A 20,247-nucleotide genomic window follows, 5' to 3' on the forward strand; every position below is an offset into this window, starting at 1 on the left:
GCGGCGCTGTTCAAACAGCACGGCAAAACGCATGGACGACGAACTGAATTCCCGCCTGAAACCGCTGCGCGACCGCATCGACGCGATCGACGCGCAGCTGATCGCGCTCCTGAATCAGCGCGCCGCGGTGGCGCTGGAGGTGGGCGAGGTCAAGAAGCATTTCAACGCGCCGGTGTTCCGGCCGGAGCGCGAGCTGCAGGTGATCGCGCGGCTGCAGGACATGAGTGCCGGGCCGCTCGCGAGCGAGCACATCAGCGCCATCTGGCGCGAGATCATGGCGGCGAGCCGCGCGCTCGAGCAGACGATCCACGTCGCGTTCCTCGGGCCGGTCGGTACGTACAGCGAGCAGGCGATGCTCGAGTATTTCGGCCAGTCGATCGAAGGGCTGCCGTGCCCGTCGATCGACGAGGTGTTCCGCTCGGTCGAGGCCGGGGCGTGCGCGTTCGGCATCGCACCGGTCGAGAATTCGACCGAAGGCGCGGTATCGCGCACGCTCGACCTGCTGTTGCAGACCCAACTGGTGATCAGCGGCGAGCTCGCGCTGCCGATCCATCACAACCTGCTCACGCAGAGCGGCACGCTCGACGGCGTGAAGCGTGTCTGCGCGCATGGGCAGGCGCTCGCGCAATGCCAGCAGTGGCTCGCGGCGAATGCGCCGCAGCTCGAGCGGCAAGCCGTGGCGAGCAACGCGGAGGCCGCGCGTCTGGCCGCGGCCGATCCGACCGTTGCCGCGATCGCGGGCGATCGCGCGGCCGCGCATTACGGCCTGCAGATCGCGTTCTCGCTGATCCAGGACGATCCGCACAACCGCACGCGTTTCGTGATCGTCGGCAAGCAGCCGGCCGGCCAGAGCGGTCACGACCAGACGTCGCTGATCGTGTCGGTGAAGAACGAGCCGGGCGCCGTGTTCAAGCTGCTCGAGCCGCTCGCGCGGCACGGCGTGTCGATGACGCGCTTCGAGTCGCGTCCGGCGCGCGTGGGCACGTGGGAGTACTACTTCTACATCGACATCGAAGGGCATCGCGACGATGCGGCGGTGGCGGCCGCGCTGACGGAACTCGGCCAAAAGGCCGCGTTCCTGAAGATACTCGGTTCGTATCCGCGCGCACGCTGACGCGGCGGCGCGTCGCCTGCGGTGCGCAGGCGGCGCGCGAAGAAGCGGGCAGGGCAGGCCGATCGGCGCTGCCGAAGGCGGGAGCGGGCGGTATCCGGCGCAGGTTGCGCCGGGTGCGGGCCCGTTGCCCGGAATCTGGAATTCCGCGTGCGGGGCGTCGTCCCGCATGCGTAACTTGGCTCTTGTCGTGTCAGGCTTTGCATTCAACAAACTGGTCATCTTCGGCGTCGGCCTGATCGGCGGATCGCTGGCCCGCGCGCTGCGCGAGCGCGCGCCGGGCGGTGCGGGCGAGATCGTCGGCGTGGGCCGTTCGCGTGCGTCGGTCGAGCGCGCGCTGTCGCTCGGCGTGATCGACCGCGCGGCGGCGCTCGACGACGACGCGCAGGTGCGCGACGCCCTTGCCGGCGCCGATCTCGTCCTGCTGGCCGCGCCCGTCGCGCAGACGGGCCCGTTGCTCGCGCGCATTGCGACGTGGCTCGACGGCGCGACGATCGTCACCGATGCGGGCAGCACCAAGTCCGATGTCGTTGCGGCTGCGCGCGACGCGCTCGGCGCGCGGATCGTGCAGTTCGTGCCGGGGCATCCGATCGCCGGGCGCGAGTCGAGCGGCGTCGAGGCTGCGTTGCCGGACCTCTACGTCGGCCGCAACGTCGTACTGTGCCCGCTGCCGGAGAACGCGCTCGAAGCGGTGGCCCGGATCGACGCGATGTGGCGCGCGACCGGCGCCGACGTGCGCACGATGACCACCGAACAGCACGATCGCGTATTCGCGTCGATCAGCCATCTGCCGCACGTGCTGTCGTTCGCGCTCGTCGAGCAGATTCTCGGCGAGGCCGACGCGGAACTGAAATTCTCGTACGCGGCCGGCGGTTTTCGCGATTTCACGCGCATCGCGGCGTCGAACCCGGAAATGTGGCGCGACGTGTGCGTCGCGAACCGCGCGGCGCTGCTCGACGAACTCGACGGCTACACGCGTGTGCTCACGCGGTTGCGCGCGGCGATCGACGCCGGCGACGGCGCGGCGCTCGAAGCCGTATTCACGCGCTCGCGCGCCGCGCGCAAGGCATGGCAGGAGCGCGGCGGCGCGCCCGCTGCCGAACCGGTCAAGAAATAACAGGACGATTCCCATGGACTACCTCGATCTCGGCCCGTACTCCAGTGCATCGGGCACCGTGCGCCTGCCCGGCTCGAAGAGCATTTCGAACCGCGTGCTGCTGCTCGCGGCGCTCGCCGAAGGCGAAACGACGATCACCAACCTGCTCGACTCCGACGACACGCGCGTGATGCTCGACGCACTCGGCAAGCTCGGCGTGAAGCTCGCGCGCGACGGCGACACCTGTGTCGTCGCCGGCACGCGCGGCGCGTTTACCGCGAAGACGGCCGACCTGTTCCTCGGCAACGCGGGCACGGCCGTGCGGCCGCTGACCGCCGCGCTCGCGGTGAACGGCGGCGACTACCGGGTGCACGGCGTGCCCCGCATGCACGAGCGGCCGATCGGCGATCTCGTCGACGGCTTGCGCCAGATCGGCGCGCAGATCGACTACGAGCTGAACGAAGGCTACCCGCCGCTGCGGATCAAGCCCGCGACGATCTCGGTCGATGCGCCGATCCGCGTGCGCGGCGACGTGTCGAGCCAGTTCCTCACCGCGCTCCTGATGACGCTGCCGCTCGTGAAGGCGAAGGACGGCCGGACCGTCGTCGAAGTCGACGGCGAGCTGATCTCGAAGCCGTACATCGACATCACGATCCGGCTGATGGCGCGCTTCGGCGTGACCGTCGAGCGCGACGGCTGGCAGCGCTTCGTCGTGCCGGCCGGCGTGCGCTACCGCTCGCCGGGGCGGATCATGGTCGAGGGCGACGCGTCGTCCGCGTCGTACTTCCTCGCGGCCGGCGCGCTGGGCGGCGGCCCGCTGCGGGTCGAGGGCGTGGGGCGGGCGAGCATCCAGGGCGACGTCGGCTTCGCGAATGCGCTGATGCAGATGGGCGCGAACGTGACGATGGGCGACGACTGGATCGACGTGCGCGGCATCGGCCACGATCACGGCAAGCTCGAGCCGATCGACATGGACTTCAACCTGATTCCCGACGCGGCGATGACCATCGCGATCGCGGCGCTGTTCGCGAACGGCACGAGCACGCTGCGCAACATCGCGAGCTGGCGCGTGAAGGAGACCGACCGCATCGCCGCGATGGCGACCGAGCTGCGCAAGGTCGGCGCGATCGTCGAGGAAGGCCCCGACTATCTCGTCGTCACGCCGCCGGAAAAGCTCACGCCGAACGCGGCGATCGATACGTACGACGATCACCGGATGGCGATGTGCTTCTCGCTCGTCAGCCTGGGCGGCGTGCCCGTGCGGATCAACGATCCGAAGTGCGTCGGCAAGACGTTCCCCGACTATTTCGACCGCTTCGCCGCGCTCGCCAAAGCCTGATCCGACTGTTCCGATGAAATCGACCCGACCCTTTCACCCGACTCCCGTCATCACGATCGACGGCCCGACCGCCTCCGGCAAGGGCACCGTCGCGGCGCTCGTCGCCGCGCACCTCGGCTTCCACCTGCTCGACAGCGGCGCGCTGTACCGGCTGGCGGCGCTCGCGAGCGTGCGCTACGGAATCGCAGCGGAAGACATCGACGCGCTGGTGAAGCTGATCGACGATCTGCACATCACGTTCCGTGAAGGTTGCGCGCAGCTCGACGGCGTCGACGTGTCGAACGACATCCGTGCCGAAGCGGTCGGCAACCGCGCGTCGGCCATTGCCGTGCACGGCCCCGTGCGCACCGCGCTCGTCGCGCGCCAGCGGGCGTTTCGCAAGACGCCGGGCCTCGTGGCGGACGGGCGCGACATGGGCACGGTGATCTTCCCCGACGCCGTGCTGAAGGTGTTCCTGACGGCGAGCGCCGAGGCGCGTGCGACCAGACGGCATAAGCAATTGATGCAAAAAGGTTTTTCTGCTAACATAGATGACTTGCTCCGGGATCTTCGTGAACGTGACGCGCGCGACAGCAATCGCGCAGCCGCGCCGCTGAAGCCTGCGGCAGATGCCAAGTTGCTCGATACGTCGGCACTTTCGGTCGATGAAGCCGTCGATCAGGTGCTGCAGTGGTACCGGGCGCTCGGCCAGCCAGCCTGAGAAGGCTGGGCGGCAGTAGGTGCTCCGCGCGTGAGTGCGGAGCGTGTTTCGAACCCTTAACCCCGTGTGGTCTTCGATCTGGCCCTTTCAGCCTGCCATTCCGGCCGGCGTGGCACAGCGAGCCATGCACAATCAGATTTTTATGTCCGACCTGCAAACCTCCACCCCGAATACCGAATCCTTTGCGGCTCTGTTCGAAGAGTCGCTGACCCGCCAAGACATGCGCGCCGGCGAAGTGATTTCCGCCGAAGTCGTGCGCGTCGACCACAACTTCGTGGTCGTCAATGCAGGCCTGAAGTCCGAGGCTTACATTCCGATCGAGGAATTCCTGAACGATCAGGGCGAGGTTGAGGTGCAGTCGGGCGATTTCGTGTCCGTCGCGATCGACGCACTCGAAAACGGCTACGGCGACACGATCCTGTCGCGCGACAAGGCGAAGCGCCTCGCATCGTGGCTGTCGCTGGAAAAGGCCCTCGACAACAACGAACTCGTCACCGGCACGATCACCGGCAAGGTGAAAGGCGGCATGACCGTGATGGTCAACGGCATCCGCGCGTTCCTGCCGGGTTCGCTGGTCGACACGCGTCCGGTCAAGGACACGACCCCGTACGAAGGCAAGACGCTCGAGTTCCGCGTGATCAAGCTCGATCGCAAGCGCAACAACGTCGTGCTGTCGCGTCGCGCAGTGATCGAAGCAACGCAAGGCGAAGAGCGCGCGAAGCTGCTCGAGACGCTGAAGGAAGGCGCGATCGTCAACGGCGTGGTCAAGAACATCACCGATTACGGCGCGTTCGTCGACCTCGGCGGCATCGACGGCCTGCTGCACATCACCGACATCGCATGGCGTCGTGTGCGTCACCCGAGCGAAGTCCTGTCGGTTGGCCAGGAAGTCACCGCGAAGATCCTCAAGTTCGACCAAGAGAAGAACCGCGTCTCGCTGGGCATCAAGCAACTGGGCGACGATCCGTGGGAAGGCATCTCGCGCCGTTACCCGTCGGGCACGCGCCTGTTCGGCAAGGTCACGAACATCACCGACTACGGCGCATTCGTCGAAGTGGAATCGGGCATCGAAGGCCTCGTCCACGTGTCGGAAATGGACTGGACCAACAAGAACGTTGCGCCGTCGAAGGTTGTCCAGCTGGGCGACGAAGTCGAAGTCATGGTCCTCGAGATCGACGAAGACCGTCGTCGTATCAGCCTCGGCATGAAGCAGTGCAAGCCGAATCCGTGGGACGACTTCAGCCGCAACTTCAAGAAGGGCGACAAGATCACGGGCGCAATCAAGTCGATCACCGACTTCGGCGTGTTCATCGGTCTGCCGGGCGGCATCGACGGCCTGGTCCACCTGTCGGACCTGTCGTGGAGCGAAGCCGGCGAAGAAGCCGTTCGCAAGTACAAGAAGGGCGACGAAGTCGAAGCGATCGTGCTCGGCATCGACGTCGAGAAGGAGCGCATTTCGCTCGGCATCAAGCAGCTCGAAGGCGATCCGTTCAGCAACTACGTTGCAATGAACGACAAGGGCTCGATCGTCGACGGCGTCGTGAAGACGGTCGATGCGAAGGGTGCGGTCGTCACCCTGACGGGCGACATCGAAGGCTACCTGCGTGCGTCGGAAATCTCGCAGGATCGCGTCGAAGACGCACGCAACGTGCTGAAGGAAGGCGACAAGGTCAACGCGATGGTGATCAACATCGATCGCAAGTCGCGCGGCATCAACCTGTCGATCAAGGCGAAGGATTCGGCCGAACAACAGGAAGCGATCCGCGGCCTGCAGTCGGACTCCAGCGCTGCTGCGACCGGTACGACCAACCTTGGCGCGCTGCTGAAGGCGAAGCTCGACGGCCAAAACCAGTAAGCCTTACGAGGTCTGCTGAAGTATGACCAAATCCGAGTTGGTCGCGCAGCTGGCATCGCGATTTCCGCAACTTGTCCTCAAGGATGCGGATTTCGCGGTGAAAACGATGCTCGATGCGATGTCCGACGCCCTGGCGAAAGGGCATCGCATTGAAATTCGGGGTTTCGGCAGCTTTGGCCTCAATCGTCGCCCGGCGCGCGTCGGACGCAACCCGAAGTCGGGGGAGAAAGTGCAGGTGCCCGAGAAGTTCGTGCCGCACTTCAAGCCTGGCAAGGAATTGCGTGAACGCGTCGACGGCCGCGCCGGTGAACCGCTGAAGGCTGACGATCCGGACGACGAGCGTTGAACGTCGTTCGGTGTGCCCGGAACCTGTCCGGCGAAGGCTGAAAAGAAAAGCGCCCCTTGCGGGCGCTTTTTTCATTTCCGGCCACCGCACGCAACGCCGCGCACAGGATGTGCGCAGCCGCGGAAACGCTTCCTTTACAATACGGGTCGATTCGGTGCGACGAAGGGGAGTCGCGCGCCGCGGCAAACCTCAACAAAGAGAGGGCTTCATGAAGTTTATCGTCTGGCTGATCCGGGTATTGGTGTTCGTCCTGCTGCTGGTGCTTGCGCTGGCCAATACGCAAACCGCGACGCTGAATTTCGTTGCCGGCTACACATGGCAAGCGCCGCTGATCCTGATCGGCCTGGCATTCTTCGCCGTGGGGCTGCTGGCCGGCCTGCTGTCCGCGCTGCCTTCGATCTTCCGCCTGCGTCTCGAGAACGGGCGTTTGAAGCGCGATCTGCGTGCGGCGCGCGAAACGCCTGCCGTCATCGACCAGCCGCCGATGCCGCCCGTCATTTAACACGGACGCCGCGCGATCATCGCGCGGTTTTCGTCTCTGCTTCGATATTTCGCATGGATCTGGATTTCTGGTGGTTGCTCGCGATTCCGGTCGCGTTCGCGCTCGGTTGGGCGGCGTCACGCTATGACCTGAAGAATCTCCTGTCGGAGAGCGCCAACCTGCCGCGTTCGTATTTTCGCGGCCTGAATTTTCTGTTGAACGAACAACCCGACAAGGCGATCGACGCGTTCATCGAGGTTGCCAAGCTCGATCCAGAAACGGTCGAGCTGCACTTCGCGCTCGGCAACCTGTTTCGCCGTCGCGGCGAGACCGACCGCGCGATCCGCGTGCACCAGAACCTGCTGAGCCGCACCGATCTGCCGGTCAACGAACGCGACCACGCGCTGTACGAACTGGGCCAGGATTTCCTGAAGGCCGGCCTGCTGGATCGCGCGGAAGAGGCGTTCCACAAGCTCGCGGACGGCGACTACGCGCTCGGCGCGCAGCGGGCGCTGCTGACGATCTACGAGATCGAGAAGGACTGGAACAAGTCGATCGATACGGCGAAACGCATCGAGTCGATGAGCGACAAGCCGCTCGGCGTCGAAATCGCGCAGTTTCACTGCGAACTCGCGCAGGACGCGCTGCAGCGCAAGAATGCCGCCGCGGCGGCCGAACAGTTGCGCCTTGCGCTGACCGTGAATCCGCAGAACGTGCGTGCGACGGTCCTGTCCGGCGACGCGGCGGAAGCGGCGGGCGATCACGCGGGCGCGATCGAGCACTGGAAGCGCGTCGAAGCGCAGAACCCGGCGTATCTGCCGCTCGTGGCCGACAAGCTGATGAAGGCATACGTCGCGCTCGGCAAGAACGTCGAAGGCGCCGAGTTGCTGATGGGGTACGTCGATCGTTATCCGTCGAACGACCTGCTCGACATCGCCTATCAGCATATCGCCGGGCTGCGCGGCCAGGATGCGGCACACACGCTTGCGCGGACGCAGATGGAAAAGTCGCCGAACCTGTCGGGGATGCTGCACCTGCTCGATGCGCAGATCGCGGCGGCCGAGGAGCCGCGTCGTAAGGAACTTGAAATGATGCGTGCGCTGATCAAGCAGCGCACGAAAAATCTGCCACGGTATACGTGCCAGAATTGCGGTTTCCGGGCGCGGCTCTTCTATTGGCAGTGCCCCGGATGCAGCGGCTGGGAAACCTATGCGCCGCGCCGCGTCGAACCTGCGATGCCGGGCTGATCCCGGCACGCGGAGCCAACGCGCTGCGGTTGCCGCCGGGCTCGCCCCGGCGGCCAAGTTAGTCAATTACCGGGAAGTACCGGAACATCTATGAAAATCACCATCATCGGCACCGGCTATGTCGGCCTCGTCACGGGCGCCTGCCTCGCGGAGATCGGTCACGACGTCTTCTGTCTCGACGTCGATCCGCGCAAGATCGATATCCTGAACAACGGCGGGATGCCGATTCACGAACCGGGGCTGCTGGACATCATCGCGCGCAACCGCACGGCGGGGCGTCTGCGCTTCTCGACCGACATCGAGGCGAGCGTCGCGCATGGCGAGATCCAGTTCATCGCGGTCGGCACGCCGCCCGACGAGGACGGCTCGGCCGACCTGCAATACGTGCTCGAGGCCGCGCGCAACATCGGCCGCCACATGACGGGCTTCAAGGTGATCGTCGACAAGTCGACGGTGCCGGTCGGCACCGCGCGGCGCGTGCGCGGGGTGGTCGACGAGGCGTTGGCCGCACGCGGGCTCGCGGGCAGCGTCGCGCATCGCTTCTCGGTCGTGTCGAACCCGGAATTCCTGAAGGAAGGCGCCGCGGTCGAAGACTTCATGCGCCCGGACCGGATCATCATCGGCGTCGACGACGACGACACCGGCACGATCGCGCGCGAGAAGATGAAGAAGCTCTACGCGCCGTTCAACCGCAACCACGAGCGCACGATCTACATGGACGTGCGTTCGGCCGAATTCGCGAAGTATGCGGCGAACGCGATGCTTGCGACGCGCATCTCGTTCATGAACGAGATGTCGAATCTCGCCGACAAGGTCGGCGCCGACATCGAGGCCGTGCGCCGCGGGATCGGCTCCGATCCGCGCATCGGCTATCACTTCCTGTACGCGGGCGTCGGCTACGGCGGCTCGTGCTTTCCGAAGGACGTGCAGGCGCTGATCCGCACCGCCGGCGAGAACGGCCAGCCGCTGCGCATCCTGGAGGCCGTCGAGGCCGCCAACCATGCACAGAAGGACGTGCTGATCGGCAAGATCGAGCAGCGCTTCGGCGCCGACTTGACGGGGCGCGAATTCGCGGTCTGGGGTCTGGCGTTCAAACCGAACACCGACGACATGCGCGAGGCGCCGAGCCGCCGCCTGATCGCCGCGCTGCTCGAACGCGGTGCGACCGTGCGCGCCTACGATCCGGTCGCCGTCGACGAAGCGCGGCGCGTGTTCGCGCTGGATTTCGGCGACGATGCGCACATGCTGGCGCGACTGCATCTCGTCGACACGCAGGATGCCGCGGTCACGGGCGCGGACGCACTCGTGATCGTGACCGAATGGAAGGAATTCCGCAGCCCCGATTTCACGCGCCTGAAGGCCGAACTGAAGGCACCGGTGATCTTCGACGGGCGCAACCTGTACGAGCCGGACGCGATGGCCGAACTGGGCATCGATTACTACGCGATTGGCCGGCCGTATGTCGATCCCCAGTCGTTCCCCCGTGGCTGAACGTACGATGAATACTCTTCGCGAAGTCGTTCCGGTGCCGCGCGAGCAACTCGCGCGCTCGCGTGTGCTCGTCGTCGGCGACGTGATGCTCGACCGTTACTGGTTCGGCAACGTCGATCGCATTTCGCCCGAAGCGCCGGTGCCGGTGGTGCACGTGCAGCGTCAGGAGGAGCGGCTCGGCGGTGCGGCCAACGTTGCGCGCAATGCCGTGACGCTCGGCGGCCAGGCCGGGCTGTTGTGCGTCGTGGGTTGCGACGAGCCCGGCGAGCGGATCGTCGAGCTGCTCGGCAGCAGCGGCGTGACGCCGCATCTCGAGCGCGATCCGGCCTTGCCGACCACGATCAAGCTGCGCGTGCTCGCGCGTCAGCAGCAGTTGCTGCGCGTCGACTTCGAGGCGATGCCGACGCACGAGGTGCTGCTCGCGGGGCTCGCGCGCTTCGATGCGCTGTTGCCGCAGCACGACGTCGTGCTGATGTCGGATTACGCGAAAGGCGGCCTGACGCACGTCACGACGATGATCGAGAAGGCGCGTGCGGCCGGCAAGGCGGTTCTGGTCGACCCGAAGGGCGACGACTGGGAACGCTATCGCGGCGCATCGCTGATCACGCCGAATCGCGCGGAACTGCGCGAGGTGGTCGGGCAGTGGAAATCGGAAGACGACCTGCGCGCGCGCGTCGCGAATCTGCGTGCGGCGCTCGGCATCGACGCGTTGTTGCTCACGCGCTCGGAAGAGGGCATGACGCTCTTTTCCGCGGGCGGCGAACTGCATGCGCCGGCGCTCGCGCGTGAAGTGTTCGACGTGTCGGGCGCGGGTGACACCGTCATCGCGACGGTCGCGACGATGCTCGGCGCCGGTGTGCCGCTCGTCGACGCCGTGGTGCTCGCGAATCGCGCGGCCGGCATCGTGGTCGGCAAGCTCGGCACGGCCACGGTGGACTACGACGAACTGTTTCACTGAGTGCATTCGGCGGCGCGACGAGCGCGCCGCACGAGTGGCTCGCACTTTTCAGGCAGGACGATCATGACCCTCATCGTTACCGGCGCAGCCGGTTTCATCGGCGCGAACATCGTCAAGGCGCTCAACGAGCGCGGCGAGACGCGCATCATCGCGGTCGACAACCTGACGCGCGCGGACAAGTTCCGCAATCTCGTCGACTGCGAGATCGACGACTATCTCGACAAGACCGAATTCGTCGAACGCTTCGCGCGCGGCGATTTCGGCAAGGTGCGCGCGGTATTTCATGAAGGCGCCTGTTCGGACACGATGGAAACCGACGGCCGCTACATGATGGACAACAACTTCCGCTACAGCCGCGCGGTGCTCGATACCTGCCTCGCGCAGGGTACGCAGTTCCTGTATGCATCGTCGGCCGCGATTTACGGCGGCTCGACGCGTTTCGTCGAGGAACGCGACGTCGAGGCGCCGTTGAACGTATACGGCTATTCGAAGTTCCTGTTCGACCAGGTGATCCGTCGCGTGCTGCCGAGCGCGAAGAGCCAGATCGCGGGCTTCCGCTATTTCAACGTGTACGGCCCGCGCGAGACGCACAAGGGGCGCATGGCGTCGGTCGCGTTCCACAACTTCAACCAGTTCCGCGCGGAAGGCAAGGTGAAGTTGTTCGGCGAGTACAACGGTTATGCGCCGGGCGAGCAGACGCGCGATTTCGTGTCCGTCGAGGACGTAACCAAGGTGAACCTGTTCTTCTTCGATCATCCGGAGAAGTCGGGCATCTTCAATCTCGGCACCGGCCGCGCGCAACCGTTCAACGATATCGCGTCGACGGTCGTGAACACGCTGCGCGCACTCGACAACCAGCCGCCGCTCACGCTCGCGCAGCAGGTCGAGCAGGGCTTGATCGAATACGTGCCGTTCCCCGATGCGCTGCGCGGCAAGTACCAGTGCTTCACGCAGGCCGACCAGACGAAGCTGCGCGCGGCCGGCTACGACGCACCGTTCCTGACCGTGCAGGAAGGCGTCGACCGCTACGTCCGTTGGCTATCCGGCCAGGTTTAAACCGACGCGTTGCGTCGATAGACTGGGTCTCACGGTCGGCAGCCGCCGGCCGTTTTTCTTCGGAGATCCAGCACATGATCAGGAAATGGTTTGCCGCGGCGGTCATGCTCGGCGCAGTGGCGTCGGCCTGGGCGGCCGTCGACGTCAACACCGCGAACGAGGATGCGCTCGTCGGTATCAAGGGCATCGGTCCGGCGCGGGCGAAGGCGATTCTCGACGAGCGCGGCGCACGCGGCCCGTTCAGGAATGCAGACGATCTCGCCGCGCGCGTGAAGGGCATGGGCGGGCATACCGTCGAGCGGCTTCAGCAGGAAGGGTTGACGATCGGTGCGGCGGCGGGCGCGGCGCCGTCAGCCACAGGCAAGCCGGCGGCGGCGAAACCTGCCGCTGCACCGGCTCGCACCGCGCAGAAATAACGGGTCGCACCTACCCGACCAACGGCTCCTTCAGTCGCCGTCGTTGCGACGGCTTCCCGCGGCATGCCGCGGGTTTTTTTGCATGGAGCGGCATGCGCGGCGATCGCGACCGCGCGGCGTGCGTATTCCATCGTCGCAATGGGGTTGCCGACGCGCGTGCCGGCGCTGGTTTACAATCGATCGGTTGATCGGCCTCGCACTCACGGTATATCCATGGCTTACAAAACTATCGAAGACACGATCGGCAATACGCCGCTCGTGCAACTGGTCCGCCTGCCGGACGACGAGATTCGCGCCCGCAACAACGTGGTGCTCGCGAAGCTCGAGGGCAACAATCCGGCCGGTTCCGTGAAGGATCGTCCGGCGCTGTCGATGATCGGCAAGGCCGAGGCGCGCGGGCGCATCAAGCCGGGCGATACGCTGATCGAGGCGACGAGCGGCAACACGGGCATCGCGCTCGCGATGGCCGCGGCGATCCGCGGCTACAAGATGGTGCTGATCATGCCGGAGGATCTGTCGGTCGAGCGCCGCCAGAGCATGGCGGCTTATGGCGCCGAAATCATCCTGACGCCGGTGAAGGGCGGGATGGAACTGGCGCGCGACCTCGCGGAGCAGATGCAGCGCGAAGGCAAGGGCGTGATCCTCGACCAGTTCGGCAACCCCGACAATCCCGTCGCGCACTACGAAGGCACGGGGCCGGAGATCTGGCGCGATACCGAGGGGCGCATCACGCACTTCGTGTCCGCCATGGGCACGACGGGCACGATCATGGGCACGTCGCGCTACCTGAAGGAACAGAATCCGGCGATCGAGATCATCGGTGCGCAGCCGGAAGACGGCTCGCGTATTCCGGGTATTCGCAAGTGGCCGGAAGCGTACATGCCGACCATTTTCGATCGCAGCCGCGTCGACCGCGTCGAGAGCGTGAGTCAGGCTGCGTCGGAAACGATGACGCGCCGGCTCGCGGCGGTCGAAGGTATCTTCGCGGGCATTTCGTCGGGCGGCGCATGCGAAGTCGCGTTGCGCATCGCGCGCCAGGTCGAGAACGCGACGATCGTGTTCATCGTCTGCGATCGTGGCGACCGCTACCTGTCCACGGGCGTGTTTCCCGCCTGAGCGAGAGGGGGCGCGGCGCGCGCATCGATAAAAAACGCCGCTTCTGCGGCGTTTTTTCTTTGGGCGACCGGTGCTTACTGCGACTGCGCCGCGGCAGCGGCGGGTTGCAGCGCGCCGCTCGCTTCCATCTGCGCTTTCACGGCCTCGCCGAGCTGGTACACGGTGAGCGCGTAGAAGAAACTGCGGTTGTAGCGCGTCAGCACGTAGAAGTTCTTCAGGCCGAGCATGTATTCGGTCGCGCGACCCGGCGTCGGCAAGTCGACCACGGTGACCGGCGTGCCGGCTTCGGTCGTGATGTTGACCGTCGGCTCGTTCAACGTCATGCCCGCGCGCAGCAGTTGCGACAGCGCCCAGTGCGGTTCGGGCTGGCCGTCGGCGGCGGCCTGGGCGATGCCCAGGCTGCCTGTATCGGGCGTGATCTGCCAGACCACCGGACGGTCCGTTTCCCAGCCGTGCTGCTTCAGGTAGTTCGCGACGCTGCCGATCGCATCGACAGGACTGCTGCGCAGATCGACGTGACCCGTGCCGTCGAAGTCGACCGCATATTCGCGGATGCTGCTCGGCAGGAACTGCGGAATCCCGATCGCGCCGGTGTACGAGCCGAGCACGGTGGTGGGGTCGAGCTGGTTGTCGCGGGTCCAGACCAGGAAGTCTTCGAGGTTCTTGCGGAACGTGGCCTGGCGGCTGTCGCGGTTCGGCGTGTCCGGGTAGTCGAACGTGAGCGTCGTCAGCGCGTCGAGCACGCGGAAATTGCCCATGTAGCGGCCATAGATGGTCTCGACGCCGATGATGCCGACGATCACCTCGGGCGGCACGCCGAACTGCTCGGACGCGCGCTGAAGCGTGGCCTGGTTCGCTTTCCAGAACTTCACGCCCGCGTTGATGCGGATCGGCTCGATGAAGCGCGAGCGATAGACGCGCCAGTTCTTGACCGTCGGCGACGGGGCCGGCTTCACGAGCTTGACGGCCGTCGCCGAGTAGCTGATGCGCGAAAACAGCGCATGCAGGCTTGCCGAATCGAAACCGTTGCGGCTCACCATCTCGTCGATGAACGCGTCGACCTTCGCATTGTTCGCGTAACGCTGTGGAACGATTTCCTCTTCGAAGGTCTGGCCTTGCGGCGTCTCCTGCTGCGGCTGGGCTTGGGCGACGAGCGTGCCGGCGGGCTTCGCCGGCTGCGTCTGCGCGACGGCAGACGCGGTGCCGAGGGCCGCGGCGAGGGCAGCGGCGACGAGCGGAACGCGAACCCGGAACAGCGCGGAAAGAAGGGCGGCAGGCTTGCTGGAATTCATGTCGAAGCGGGCGGACAGGGCGATTGTGTTCGGCGCAGTATACCCGACGCATCCGGCGCACCGGGCCGAAGCTGGCCCCCGTTGTGGTAAGTTAGCGGCGAATTCGCGGCAGACGATGGACATCATTGATGGAGACCTGCGACGCACCGTGCGCCGCGGATGACAGCTTATGGCAACCGCTTTCTATACGCACCCCGACTGCATGCTGCACGAGATGGGGGAATGGCATCCGGAATGTCCGGCCCGCCTGTCGGCGATCCAGGATCAACTGATTGCGAGCCGCATCGACGACCTGATCGTGCACGAAACCGCGCCGTTCGCGAGCGAGGTCGCGCTGGGCCGGGTGCATACGCAGGCGCACATCGACTACATCCGGAGCATGACGCCGGTCGACGGTTACGTCGAGATCGATCCCGACACGCTGATGAATCGCGACACGTGGCGCGCGGCACTGCGCGCGGCCGGCGCCGCGATCGCGGCGACCGACGCGGTGATCGAAGGCCGCTATGCGAATGCGTTCTGCGGCGTCCGCCCGCCCGGCCACCATGCGGAGCCCGCGCGCGCGATGGGCTTCTGCTTCTTCAACAACGTCGCGATCGCCGCACGGCACGCACTCGACGTACACGGCATCGAGCGCGTCGCGATCGTCGATTTCGACGTGCATCACGGCAACGGCACCGAGGCGGCGTTCGCGAACGACGAGCGCGTGCTGATGTGCAGTTTCTTCCAGCATCCGCTGTATCCGTTCTCGGGCGTCGATCATCAGGCGCCGAACATGGTCAACCTGCCGATGCCCGCACGCAGCAACGGGATGGCGATCCGCGAAGCCGTCGACATGTTCTGGCTGCCGCGCCTCGACGCGTTCAAGCCGCAGATGCTGTTCGTGTCGGCCGGCTTCGATGCGCATCGCGAGGACGATATCGGCAATCTCGGGCTCGTCGAAGCCGACTTCGAATGGCTGACCGCGCGAATCGTCGACGTGGCGCGCCGACATGCGCAGGGCCGTATCGTCAGTTGCCTCGAGGGCGGCTATAACCTGTCCGCGCTCGGGCGCAGCGTCGTCGCGCACCTGCGCGTGCTGGCCGGGATCTGATTCGCGATTGACCGGCCGGGCTGGGCGCGTTCAGCGCGCCGGCACGCGCGCATGAATCCACGCGATCAGCGCGTCGATCACGCGGTCGCGTTCGAGATCGTTCATCGTTTCGTGGAAGCCGCCTTCGTACAGCGTCAGCGTACGATCGGGCGAACCGACGTGCGCGCCGAACGCCCGGCTGCCGTCGGGTTCGGTCAGCTTGTCCTTCGTGCCGTGATAGACGAGCACCGGCACGCGCAGCGCGCCGCGGCCGCGCTCGATGCGCGCCATCGCATCGAGGATCTCCGCGCCGGTGCGGGCGGGCACGGCGCCGTGATGCACGAGCGGGTCGGCGCGATTGGCGGCGACGACGGCCGGATCGCGCGACAGCAGGGCCGCATCGATCCTGATCGCGGGGAAAGTAGGCCATGCACGGCTGATGAGGCGGCTGAGCGCAAGCATCCAGCGCGGCACGTCGCGCCCCGGCGCAAGCGCCGGACTCGACAGCACGAGGCCGGCCACCGCGTGGCCGCGAGCCGGTGCACGTTCGATCGCGTAGAGCGCCGCGATCGCGCCGCCCATGCTGTGCCCCATCAGGAACAGCGGCGCATCGCCGCGCGCGGCTTCGGCGACCAGCGCATCCGCGTCGTTCAGGTAGCCGTCGAAACGCTCGACCCACACGCGTTTGCCGGGCGACCGGCCATGCCCGCGCAGATCGATCGCAAGCACGTCGATGCCGGCTGCGTTCAGCCGGCCGGCGAGCGCGGCATAGCGGCCCGCGTGTTCGGCGAGACCGTGCACCAGCGCGATCGTCGCGCGCGGCGGCGCGCTGCCGTCGCCGACCGGCCAGCGGTACGACGCCAGTTCGAGCCCGTCCGCGGTACGCAGCCGGCCCATGTGCGGCGCGGGCGCCGAAGGCGCCGATCCGGCAATGGCGGCGGGTGCGGCGGCCGGCGTGGTGGTGGCGCTCATCTGGCGTGTCTCCGGTTCGTTGGCGAGTGAGTTCCCGATCATAGTCGCGGCTTCCCGGCGTGGGCGAAGCAGCGCTCCTCTAATTTCGTCTGGTTATGAAAAGATCGAAATCGATTATTAAGGGGAATGAGGGGTTTGCGGTAAAATCGCCGGCTATTCCCGATGCATCGGCGGCCGACTGGCGGGCCAACTCGCCGGCCGGCCGCCGTTTTGTTTACATGATCGAATTACGCAATCTTTCGCAGCGTTTCCCCGGCCCGGGCGGCTGGGTCGAAGCGTTGCGCAACGTCAACCTGACGATCCCGCAAGGCGAGGTGTTCGGCATCATCGGCCGAAGCGGCGCCGGCAAGAGCACGCTCGTGCGCACCATCAACCTGCTCACGCGGCCGACCGAAGGCAATGTCGTCGTCGGCGGGCGCGACCTGATGCTGCTGTCGGCCAGCGCGCTGCGCGAGGCGCGCCGCGAGATCGGCATGATCTTCCAGCACTTCAACCTGCTGTCGTCGCGCACGGTGTTCGACAACGTTGCGCTGCCGCTCGAACTGGCCGGCGCGAGCCGTGCCGACATCGAGGCCGCCGTGCTGCCGCTGCTCGACCTGGTCGGGCTGTCCGCGCAGAAGGATCGCTATCCGGCGCAGATCAGCGGCGGCCAGAAGCAGCGCGTCGGCATCGCCCGCGCGCTGGCGAGCCAGCCGAAGGTGCTGCTGTCGGACGAGGCGACGTCCGCGCTCGATCCCGAAACCACGCGTTCGATCCTCGATCTGCTGAAGCGCATCAACCGCGAACTCGGGCTGACGATCGTGCTGATCACGCACCAGATGGAAGTGATCAAGCAGGTCTGCGATCGCGTCGCGGTGCTCGACGCGGGGCGCGTGGTCGAAGAGGGCCGCGTGATCGACGTGTTCCTGCAGCCGCATCACGAAGTCACGCGCGCGCTGATCGGCGACGTGATCGCGCAGGAACTGCCGCCCGCGCTGAAGGCGCGCGTGGCCGAGCGGCTGAAGACGGGCAGCGGCCATCTGCTGCGGCTCGCGTTTACGGGCTCGGGTGTCGACCAGCCGATCCTGTCGGAGACGATCCGCCGGTACGAACTCGATTTCAACATCCTGCACGGCCAGATCGACGAGATCCAGGGGCAGGCATTCGGTTCGCTCGCGGTGCTCGCCGGCGGCGAGCCGGGCAAGGTCGGGCAGGCGCTCGCGTTCCTGCGCGAGCAAGGTGTGGTGGTAGAGGAGCTTTCGTATGTTGAGTGAGATGTTCGATATGTTCGTGCAGTCGTTCTGGGAGACGCTGATCATGGTCGGCATCTCCGGGGCGGTCGGCGCGCTCGTCGGCCTGCCGCTCGGCGTGCTGCTCTACCTGACCGATCGCCAGGGCGTGTTGCAGAACCTCGCGGTGAATCGCGTGCTCGGCGGCATCGTGAACGCGGTCCGCTCGACGCCGTTCATCATTCTGCTGGTCGCGGTGATTCCGTTCACGCGGCTCGTCACCGGTTCGTCGATCGGCACGGCCGCGGCGGTCGTGCCGCTGACGCTCGCGGCCGCGCCGTTCATCGCGCGTCTCGTCGAAACGGCGCTGCGCGAGGTCGATCGCGGGTTGATCGAGGCTGCGCAGTCGATGGGCGCGACCACGTCGCAGATCGTATTCAAGGTGCTGTTGCCCGAATCGCTGCCGGGCGTCGTCGCGGGCCTGACGATCACGTTCGTGTCGCTCGTCGGCTATTCGGCGATGGCGGGTGCGATCGGCGGCGGCGGGCTCGGCGATCTCGGGATCCGCTACGGGTACCAGCGCTATCTGCCGGAAGTGATGTGGACGGTCGTCGCGATCCTGATCGTGTTCGTGCAGATCGTGCAATCGTTCGGCGACTGGCTGGTGCGCCGGCTGAGCCACAAATAAGACCAAACCGATCCGACAGGAAAGACACGATGCAACGACGCTTCATGCTGAAGTTTGCGGCGGCGCTGGGCGCGGCCGCGCTGTTCGCGGGCGCGCATGCGCAGGCCGAAACCATCAAGGTGGGGGTGACGGGCGGTCCGCACGCGCAGATCATGGAAGTGGTGAAGAAGGTCGCGGCGAAGGACGGCCTGGAGATTCGCATCGTCGAATTCTCCGATTACGTGCAGCCGAACGCGGCGCTCGCGTCGGGCGACCTCGACGCGAACAGCTACCAGCACGATCCGTATCTGCAGGCGCAGGTGAAGGATCGCGGCTACAAGCTGCTCAAGGTCGCGGACACCGTCACGTTCCCGATGGGCATCTATTCGAAGCGCGTGAAGTCGCTGGCCGAACTGAAGCCGGGCGCGCGCGTCGCGGTTCCGAACGATCCGACCAACGGCGGCCGCGCGCTGCTGTTGCTGCAGAAGCAGGGGCTGTTGAAGCTGCGCGCGGATGCAGGGCTGAAGGCGACGCCGCTCGATATCGTCGACAATCCGCGCAAGCTGAAGATCGTCGAGCTCGACGCGGCGCAGATTCCGCGCTCGCTCGGCGACGTCGACGCGGCCGCGATCAATACCAACTACGCGATGGAAGCGGGGTTGAAACCGAAGCAGGACGCGATCGCGATCGAGGGCCCGAACGGCCCGTACGCGAACATTCTCGCGATCCGCGAGGCGGACCGGAACAAGCCGTGGGTCGCCAAGCTGATTGCGGCGTACCACTCGGCCGACGTGAAGCAGTTCATCGAAGGCAAGTTCGGCGGCGCGGTCGTTGCCGCCTGGTAACCGATGGAGCGCGGACGCCCGGCGGGATTAGAGTCGATGATCGAAAACCCGGGCTTTGCGTCCGGGTTTTTTCTCTTTTAAAATAGAACGACCGTTCGCTATCATTGGCGCGTCGCCAAGAAGCGGTATCCTCGACAACCATGATGGTTGGGTCCGCCTGGCCGCGCAGTCATGAGGTCGCGCTATAAAATGGCCTCTGGTCGTATTCGTAACTTTGGAGCGTGTGCATGAAAATCCTGGTGCCAGTGAAAAGAGTGGTCGACTACAACGTGAAGGTCCGCGTGAAGTCGGACAACACGGGTGTCGACATCGCGAACGTGAAGATGTCGATGAACCCGTTCGACGAAATCGCCGTTGAAGAAGCCGTGCGCCTGAAGGAAGCGGGCGTCGCGACCGAAGTGATCGCGGTGTCGGTGGGCGTCGCGCAAGCGCAGGAAACGCTGCGCACGGCGCTGGCGATCGGCGCGGATCGCGCGATCCTCGTCGAGTCGAACGACAGCGTCGAGCCGCTGGCCGTCGCGAAGATCCTCAAGGCGCTGGTCGACAAGGAACAGCCGCAACTGGTGATCCTCGGCAAGCAGGCGATCGACGACGATTCGAACCAGACCGGCCAGATGCTGGCCGCGCTGGCAGGTCTGCCGCAAGCGACGTTCGCATCGAAGGTGACGATCGCCGACGGCAAGGCAACCGTTGCGCGTGAAGTCGACGGCGGCGCGGAAACGCTGTCGCTGACGCTGCCGGCGGTCGTGACGACCGACCTGCGCCTGAACGAGCCGCGCTACGTGACGCTGCCGAACATCATGAAGGCGAAGAAGAAGCCGCTCGAAACGGTGAAACCGGAAGACCTCGGTGTGGACGTCGCGCCGCGTCTGAAGACGCTGAAGGTGGTCGAGCCGCCGAAGCGCGCGGCCGGCGTGAAGGTGCCGGACGTGAAGACGCTGGTCGAGAAGCTGAAGACCGAAGCCAAGGTGCTGTAAAG

General features: G+C 66.0%; 20 protein-coding genes. 18 read left to right on the plus strand and 2 right to left on the minus strand.

What is annotated here, in order from left to right:
* Positions 1 to 31: 31 nt before the first annotated feature.
* The 13 genes from pheA to cysM all read left to right on the plus strand — a co-directional run bounded on the left by pheA (position 32) and on the right by cysM (position 13,212).
* Positions 32 to 1,114, plus strand: a complete 1,083-nt coding sequence (gene pheA / locus WS54_RS18260) for a prephenate dehydratase (protein ID WP_059779684.1) — start codon at positions 32 to 34, stop codon at positions 1,112 to 1,114.
* 187 nt (positions 1,115 to 1,301) lie between these two features.
* Entirely contained in the window at positions 1,302 to 2,228 is a 927-nt protein-coding gene (locus tag WS54_RS18265; protein ID WP_059779686.1) for a prephenate dehydrogenase, read from the plus strand.
* Between the two features lie 13 nt (positions 2,229 to 2,241).
* Complete coding sequence (gene aroA, locus WS54_RS18270) at positions 2,242 to 3,546, plus strand: 3-phosphoshikimate 1-carboxyvinyltransferase (RefSeq protein WP_059779688.1); 1,305 nt, start codon at positions 2,242 to 2,244, stop codon at positions 3,544 to 3,546.
* A gap of 13 nt (positions 3,547 to 3,559) precedes the next feature.
* Complete coding sequence (gene cmk / locus WS54_RS18275; protein WP_006476573.1) at positions 3,560 to 4,246, plus strand: (d)CMP kinase; 687 nt, start codon at positions 3,560 to 3,562, stop codon at positions 4,244 to 4,246.
* Positions 4,247 to 4,388: 142 nt separating this feature from the next.
* Positions 4,389 to 6,101: a 30S ribosomal protein S1 gene (gene rpsA / locus WS54_RS18280; RefSeq protein WP_011544885.1), complete on the plus strand. Its 1,713-nt coding sequence runs from the start codon at positions 4,389 to 4,391 to the stop codon at positions 6,099 to 6,101.
* Between the two features lie 22 nt (positions 6,102 to 6,123).
* The gene (locus tag WS54_RS18285) at positions 6,124 to 6,447 is read left to right on the plus strand and encodes an integration host factor subunit beta (RefSeq protein WP_006486894.1); all 324 of its coding nucleotides are present in this window, start codon (positions 6,124 to 6,126) and stop codon (positions 6,445 to 6,447) included.
* Positions 6,448 to 6,655: 208 nt separating this feature from the next.
* Positions 6,656 to 6,949 carry a lipopolysaccharide assembly protein LapA domain-containing protein gene (locus WS54_RS18290; protein WP_059779691.1) on the plus strand — a complete coding sequence of 98 codons (294 nt, stop codon included), beginning with the start codon at positions 6,656 to 6,658 and terminating at the stop codon, positions 6,947 to 6,949.
* Positions 6,950 to 7,002: 53 nt separating this feature from the next.
* Complete coding sequence (lapB, locus tag WS54_RS18295) at positions 7,003 to 8,175, plus strand: lipopolysaccharide assembly protein LapB (RefSeq protein WP_059779700.1); 1,173 nt, start codon at positions 7,003 to 7,005, stop codon at positions 8,173 to 8,175.
* A gap of 90 nt (positions 8,176 to 8,265) precedes the next feature.
* Positions 8,266 to 9,666, plus strand: a complete 1,401-nt coding sequence (locus WS54_RS18300) for a UDP-glucose dehydrogenase family protein (protein ID WP_059779702.1) — start codon at positions 8,266 to 8,268, stop codon at positions 9,664 to 9,666.
* A 7-nt stretch (positions 9,667 to 9,673) separates the two neighbouring features.
* Entirely contained in the window at positions 9,674 to 10,624 is a 951-nt protein-coding gene (gene rfaE1 / locus WS54_RS18305) for a D-glycero-beta-D-manno-heptose-7-phosphate kinase (protein WP_052100257.1), read from the plus strand.
* Positions 10,625 to 10,687: 63 nt separating this feature from the next.
* Positions 10,688 to 11,680: an ADP-glyceromanno-heptose 6-epimerase gene (gene rfaD / locus WS54_RS18310; protein ID WP_006496538.1), complete on the plus strand. Its 993-nt coding sequence runs from the start codon at positions 10,688 to 10,690 to the stop codon at positions 11,678 to 11,680.
* 74 nt (positions 11,681 to 11,754) lie between these two features.
* Positions 11,755 to 12,096 (plus strand): ComEA family DNA-binding protein, encoded by a 342-nt coding sequence (locus WS54_RS18315; protein ID WP_059779708.1) that lies wholly within the window; start codon positions 11,755 to 11,757, stop codon positions 12,094 to 12,096.
* A 213-nt stretch (positions 12,097 to 12,309) separates the two neighbouring features.
* A complete protein-coding gene (gene cysM, locus WS54_RS18320; RefSeq protein WP_034206721.1) occupies positions 12,310 to 13,212 on the plus strand; it encodes a cysteine synthase CysM in 903 nt (300 codons plus the stop codon).
* A gap of 74 nt (positions 13,213 to 13,286) precedes the next feature.
* On the opposite strand, the gene mltB is transcribed toward cysM, so the two are convergent.
* Positions 13,287 to 14,504 (minus strand): lytic murein transglycosylase B, encoded by a 1,218-nt coding sequence (gene mltB / locus WS54_RS18325; protein WP_059779710.1) that lies wholly within the window; start codon positions 14,502 to 14,504, stop codon positions 13,287 to 13,289.
* A 169-nt stretch (positions 14,505 to 14,673) separates the two neighbouring features.
* Between mltB and WS54_RS18330 the strand changes: the two genes are divergently transcribed.
* Positions 14,674 to 15,597, plus strand: coding sequence for a histone deacetylase family protein (locus WS54_RS18330; RefSeq protein WP_034206723.1), 924 nt, complete (start codon positions 14,674 to 14,676; stop codon positions 15,595 to 15,597).
* Positions 15,598 to 15,627: 30 nt separating this feature from the next.
* Here WS54_RS18330 and WS54_RS18335 read toward each other — a convergent pair whose 3' ends face one another.
* A complete protein-coding gene (locus tag WS54_RS18335; RefSeq protein WP_059779813.1) occupies positions 15,628 to 16,548 on the minus strand; it encodes an alpha/beta hydrolase in 921 nt (306 codons plus the stop codon).
* A gap of 218 nt (positions 16,549 to 16,766) precedes the next feature.
* Between WS54_RS18335 and WS54_RS18340 the strand changes: the two genes are divergently transcribed.
* The 4 genes from WS54_RS18340 to WS54_RS18355 all read left to right on the plus strand — a co-directional run bounded on the left by WS54_RS18340 (position 16,767) and on the right by WS54_RS18355 (position 20,245).
* Positions 16,767 to 17,801: a methionine ABC transporter ATP-binding protein gene (locus WS54_RS18340; protein WP_034206725.1), complete on the plus strand. Its 1,035-nt coding sequence runs from the start codon at positions 16,767 to 16,769 to the stop codon at positions 17,799 to 17,801.
* On the plus strand, positions 17,791 to 18,444 hold the full coding sequence (locus WS54_RS18345; protein WP_006486982.1) for a methionine ABC transporter permease: 654 nt from the start codon (positions 17,791 to 17,793) through the stop codon (positions 18,442 to 18,444). Before WS54_RS18340 ends, WS54_RS18345 begins: the two co-directional genes overlap by 11 nt.
* A gap of 29 nt (positions 18,445 to 18,473) precedes the next feature.
* Positions 18,474 to 19,268, plus strand: coding sequence for a MetQ/NlpA family ABC transporter substrate-binding protein (locus tag WS54_RS18350; protein ID WP_034206726.1), 795 nt, complete (start codon positions 18,474 to 18,476; stop codon positions 19,266 to 19,268).
* A 227-nt stretch (positions 19,269 to 19,495) separates the two neighbouring features.
* Positions 19,496 to 20,245: an electron transfer flavoprotein subunit beta/FixA family protein gene (locus WS54_RS18355; protein ID WP_034206727.1), complete on the plus strand. Its 750-nt coding sequence runs from the start codon at positions 19,496 to 19,498 to the stop codon at positions 20,243 to 20,245.
* Positions 20,246 to 20,247: the final 2 nt, after the last annotated feature.

This window comes from Burkholderia sp. NRF60-BP8, from assembly GCF_001522585.2.
Lineage (GTDB): Bacteria > Pseudomonadota > Gammaproteobacteria > Burkholderiales > Burkholderiaceae > Burkholderia.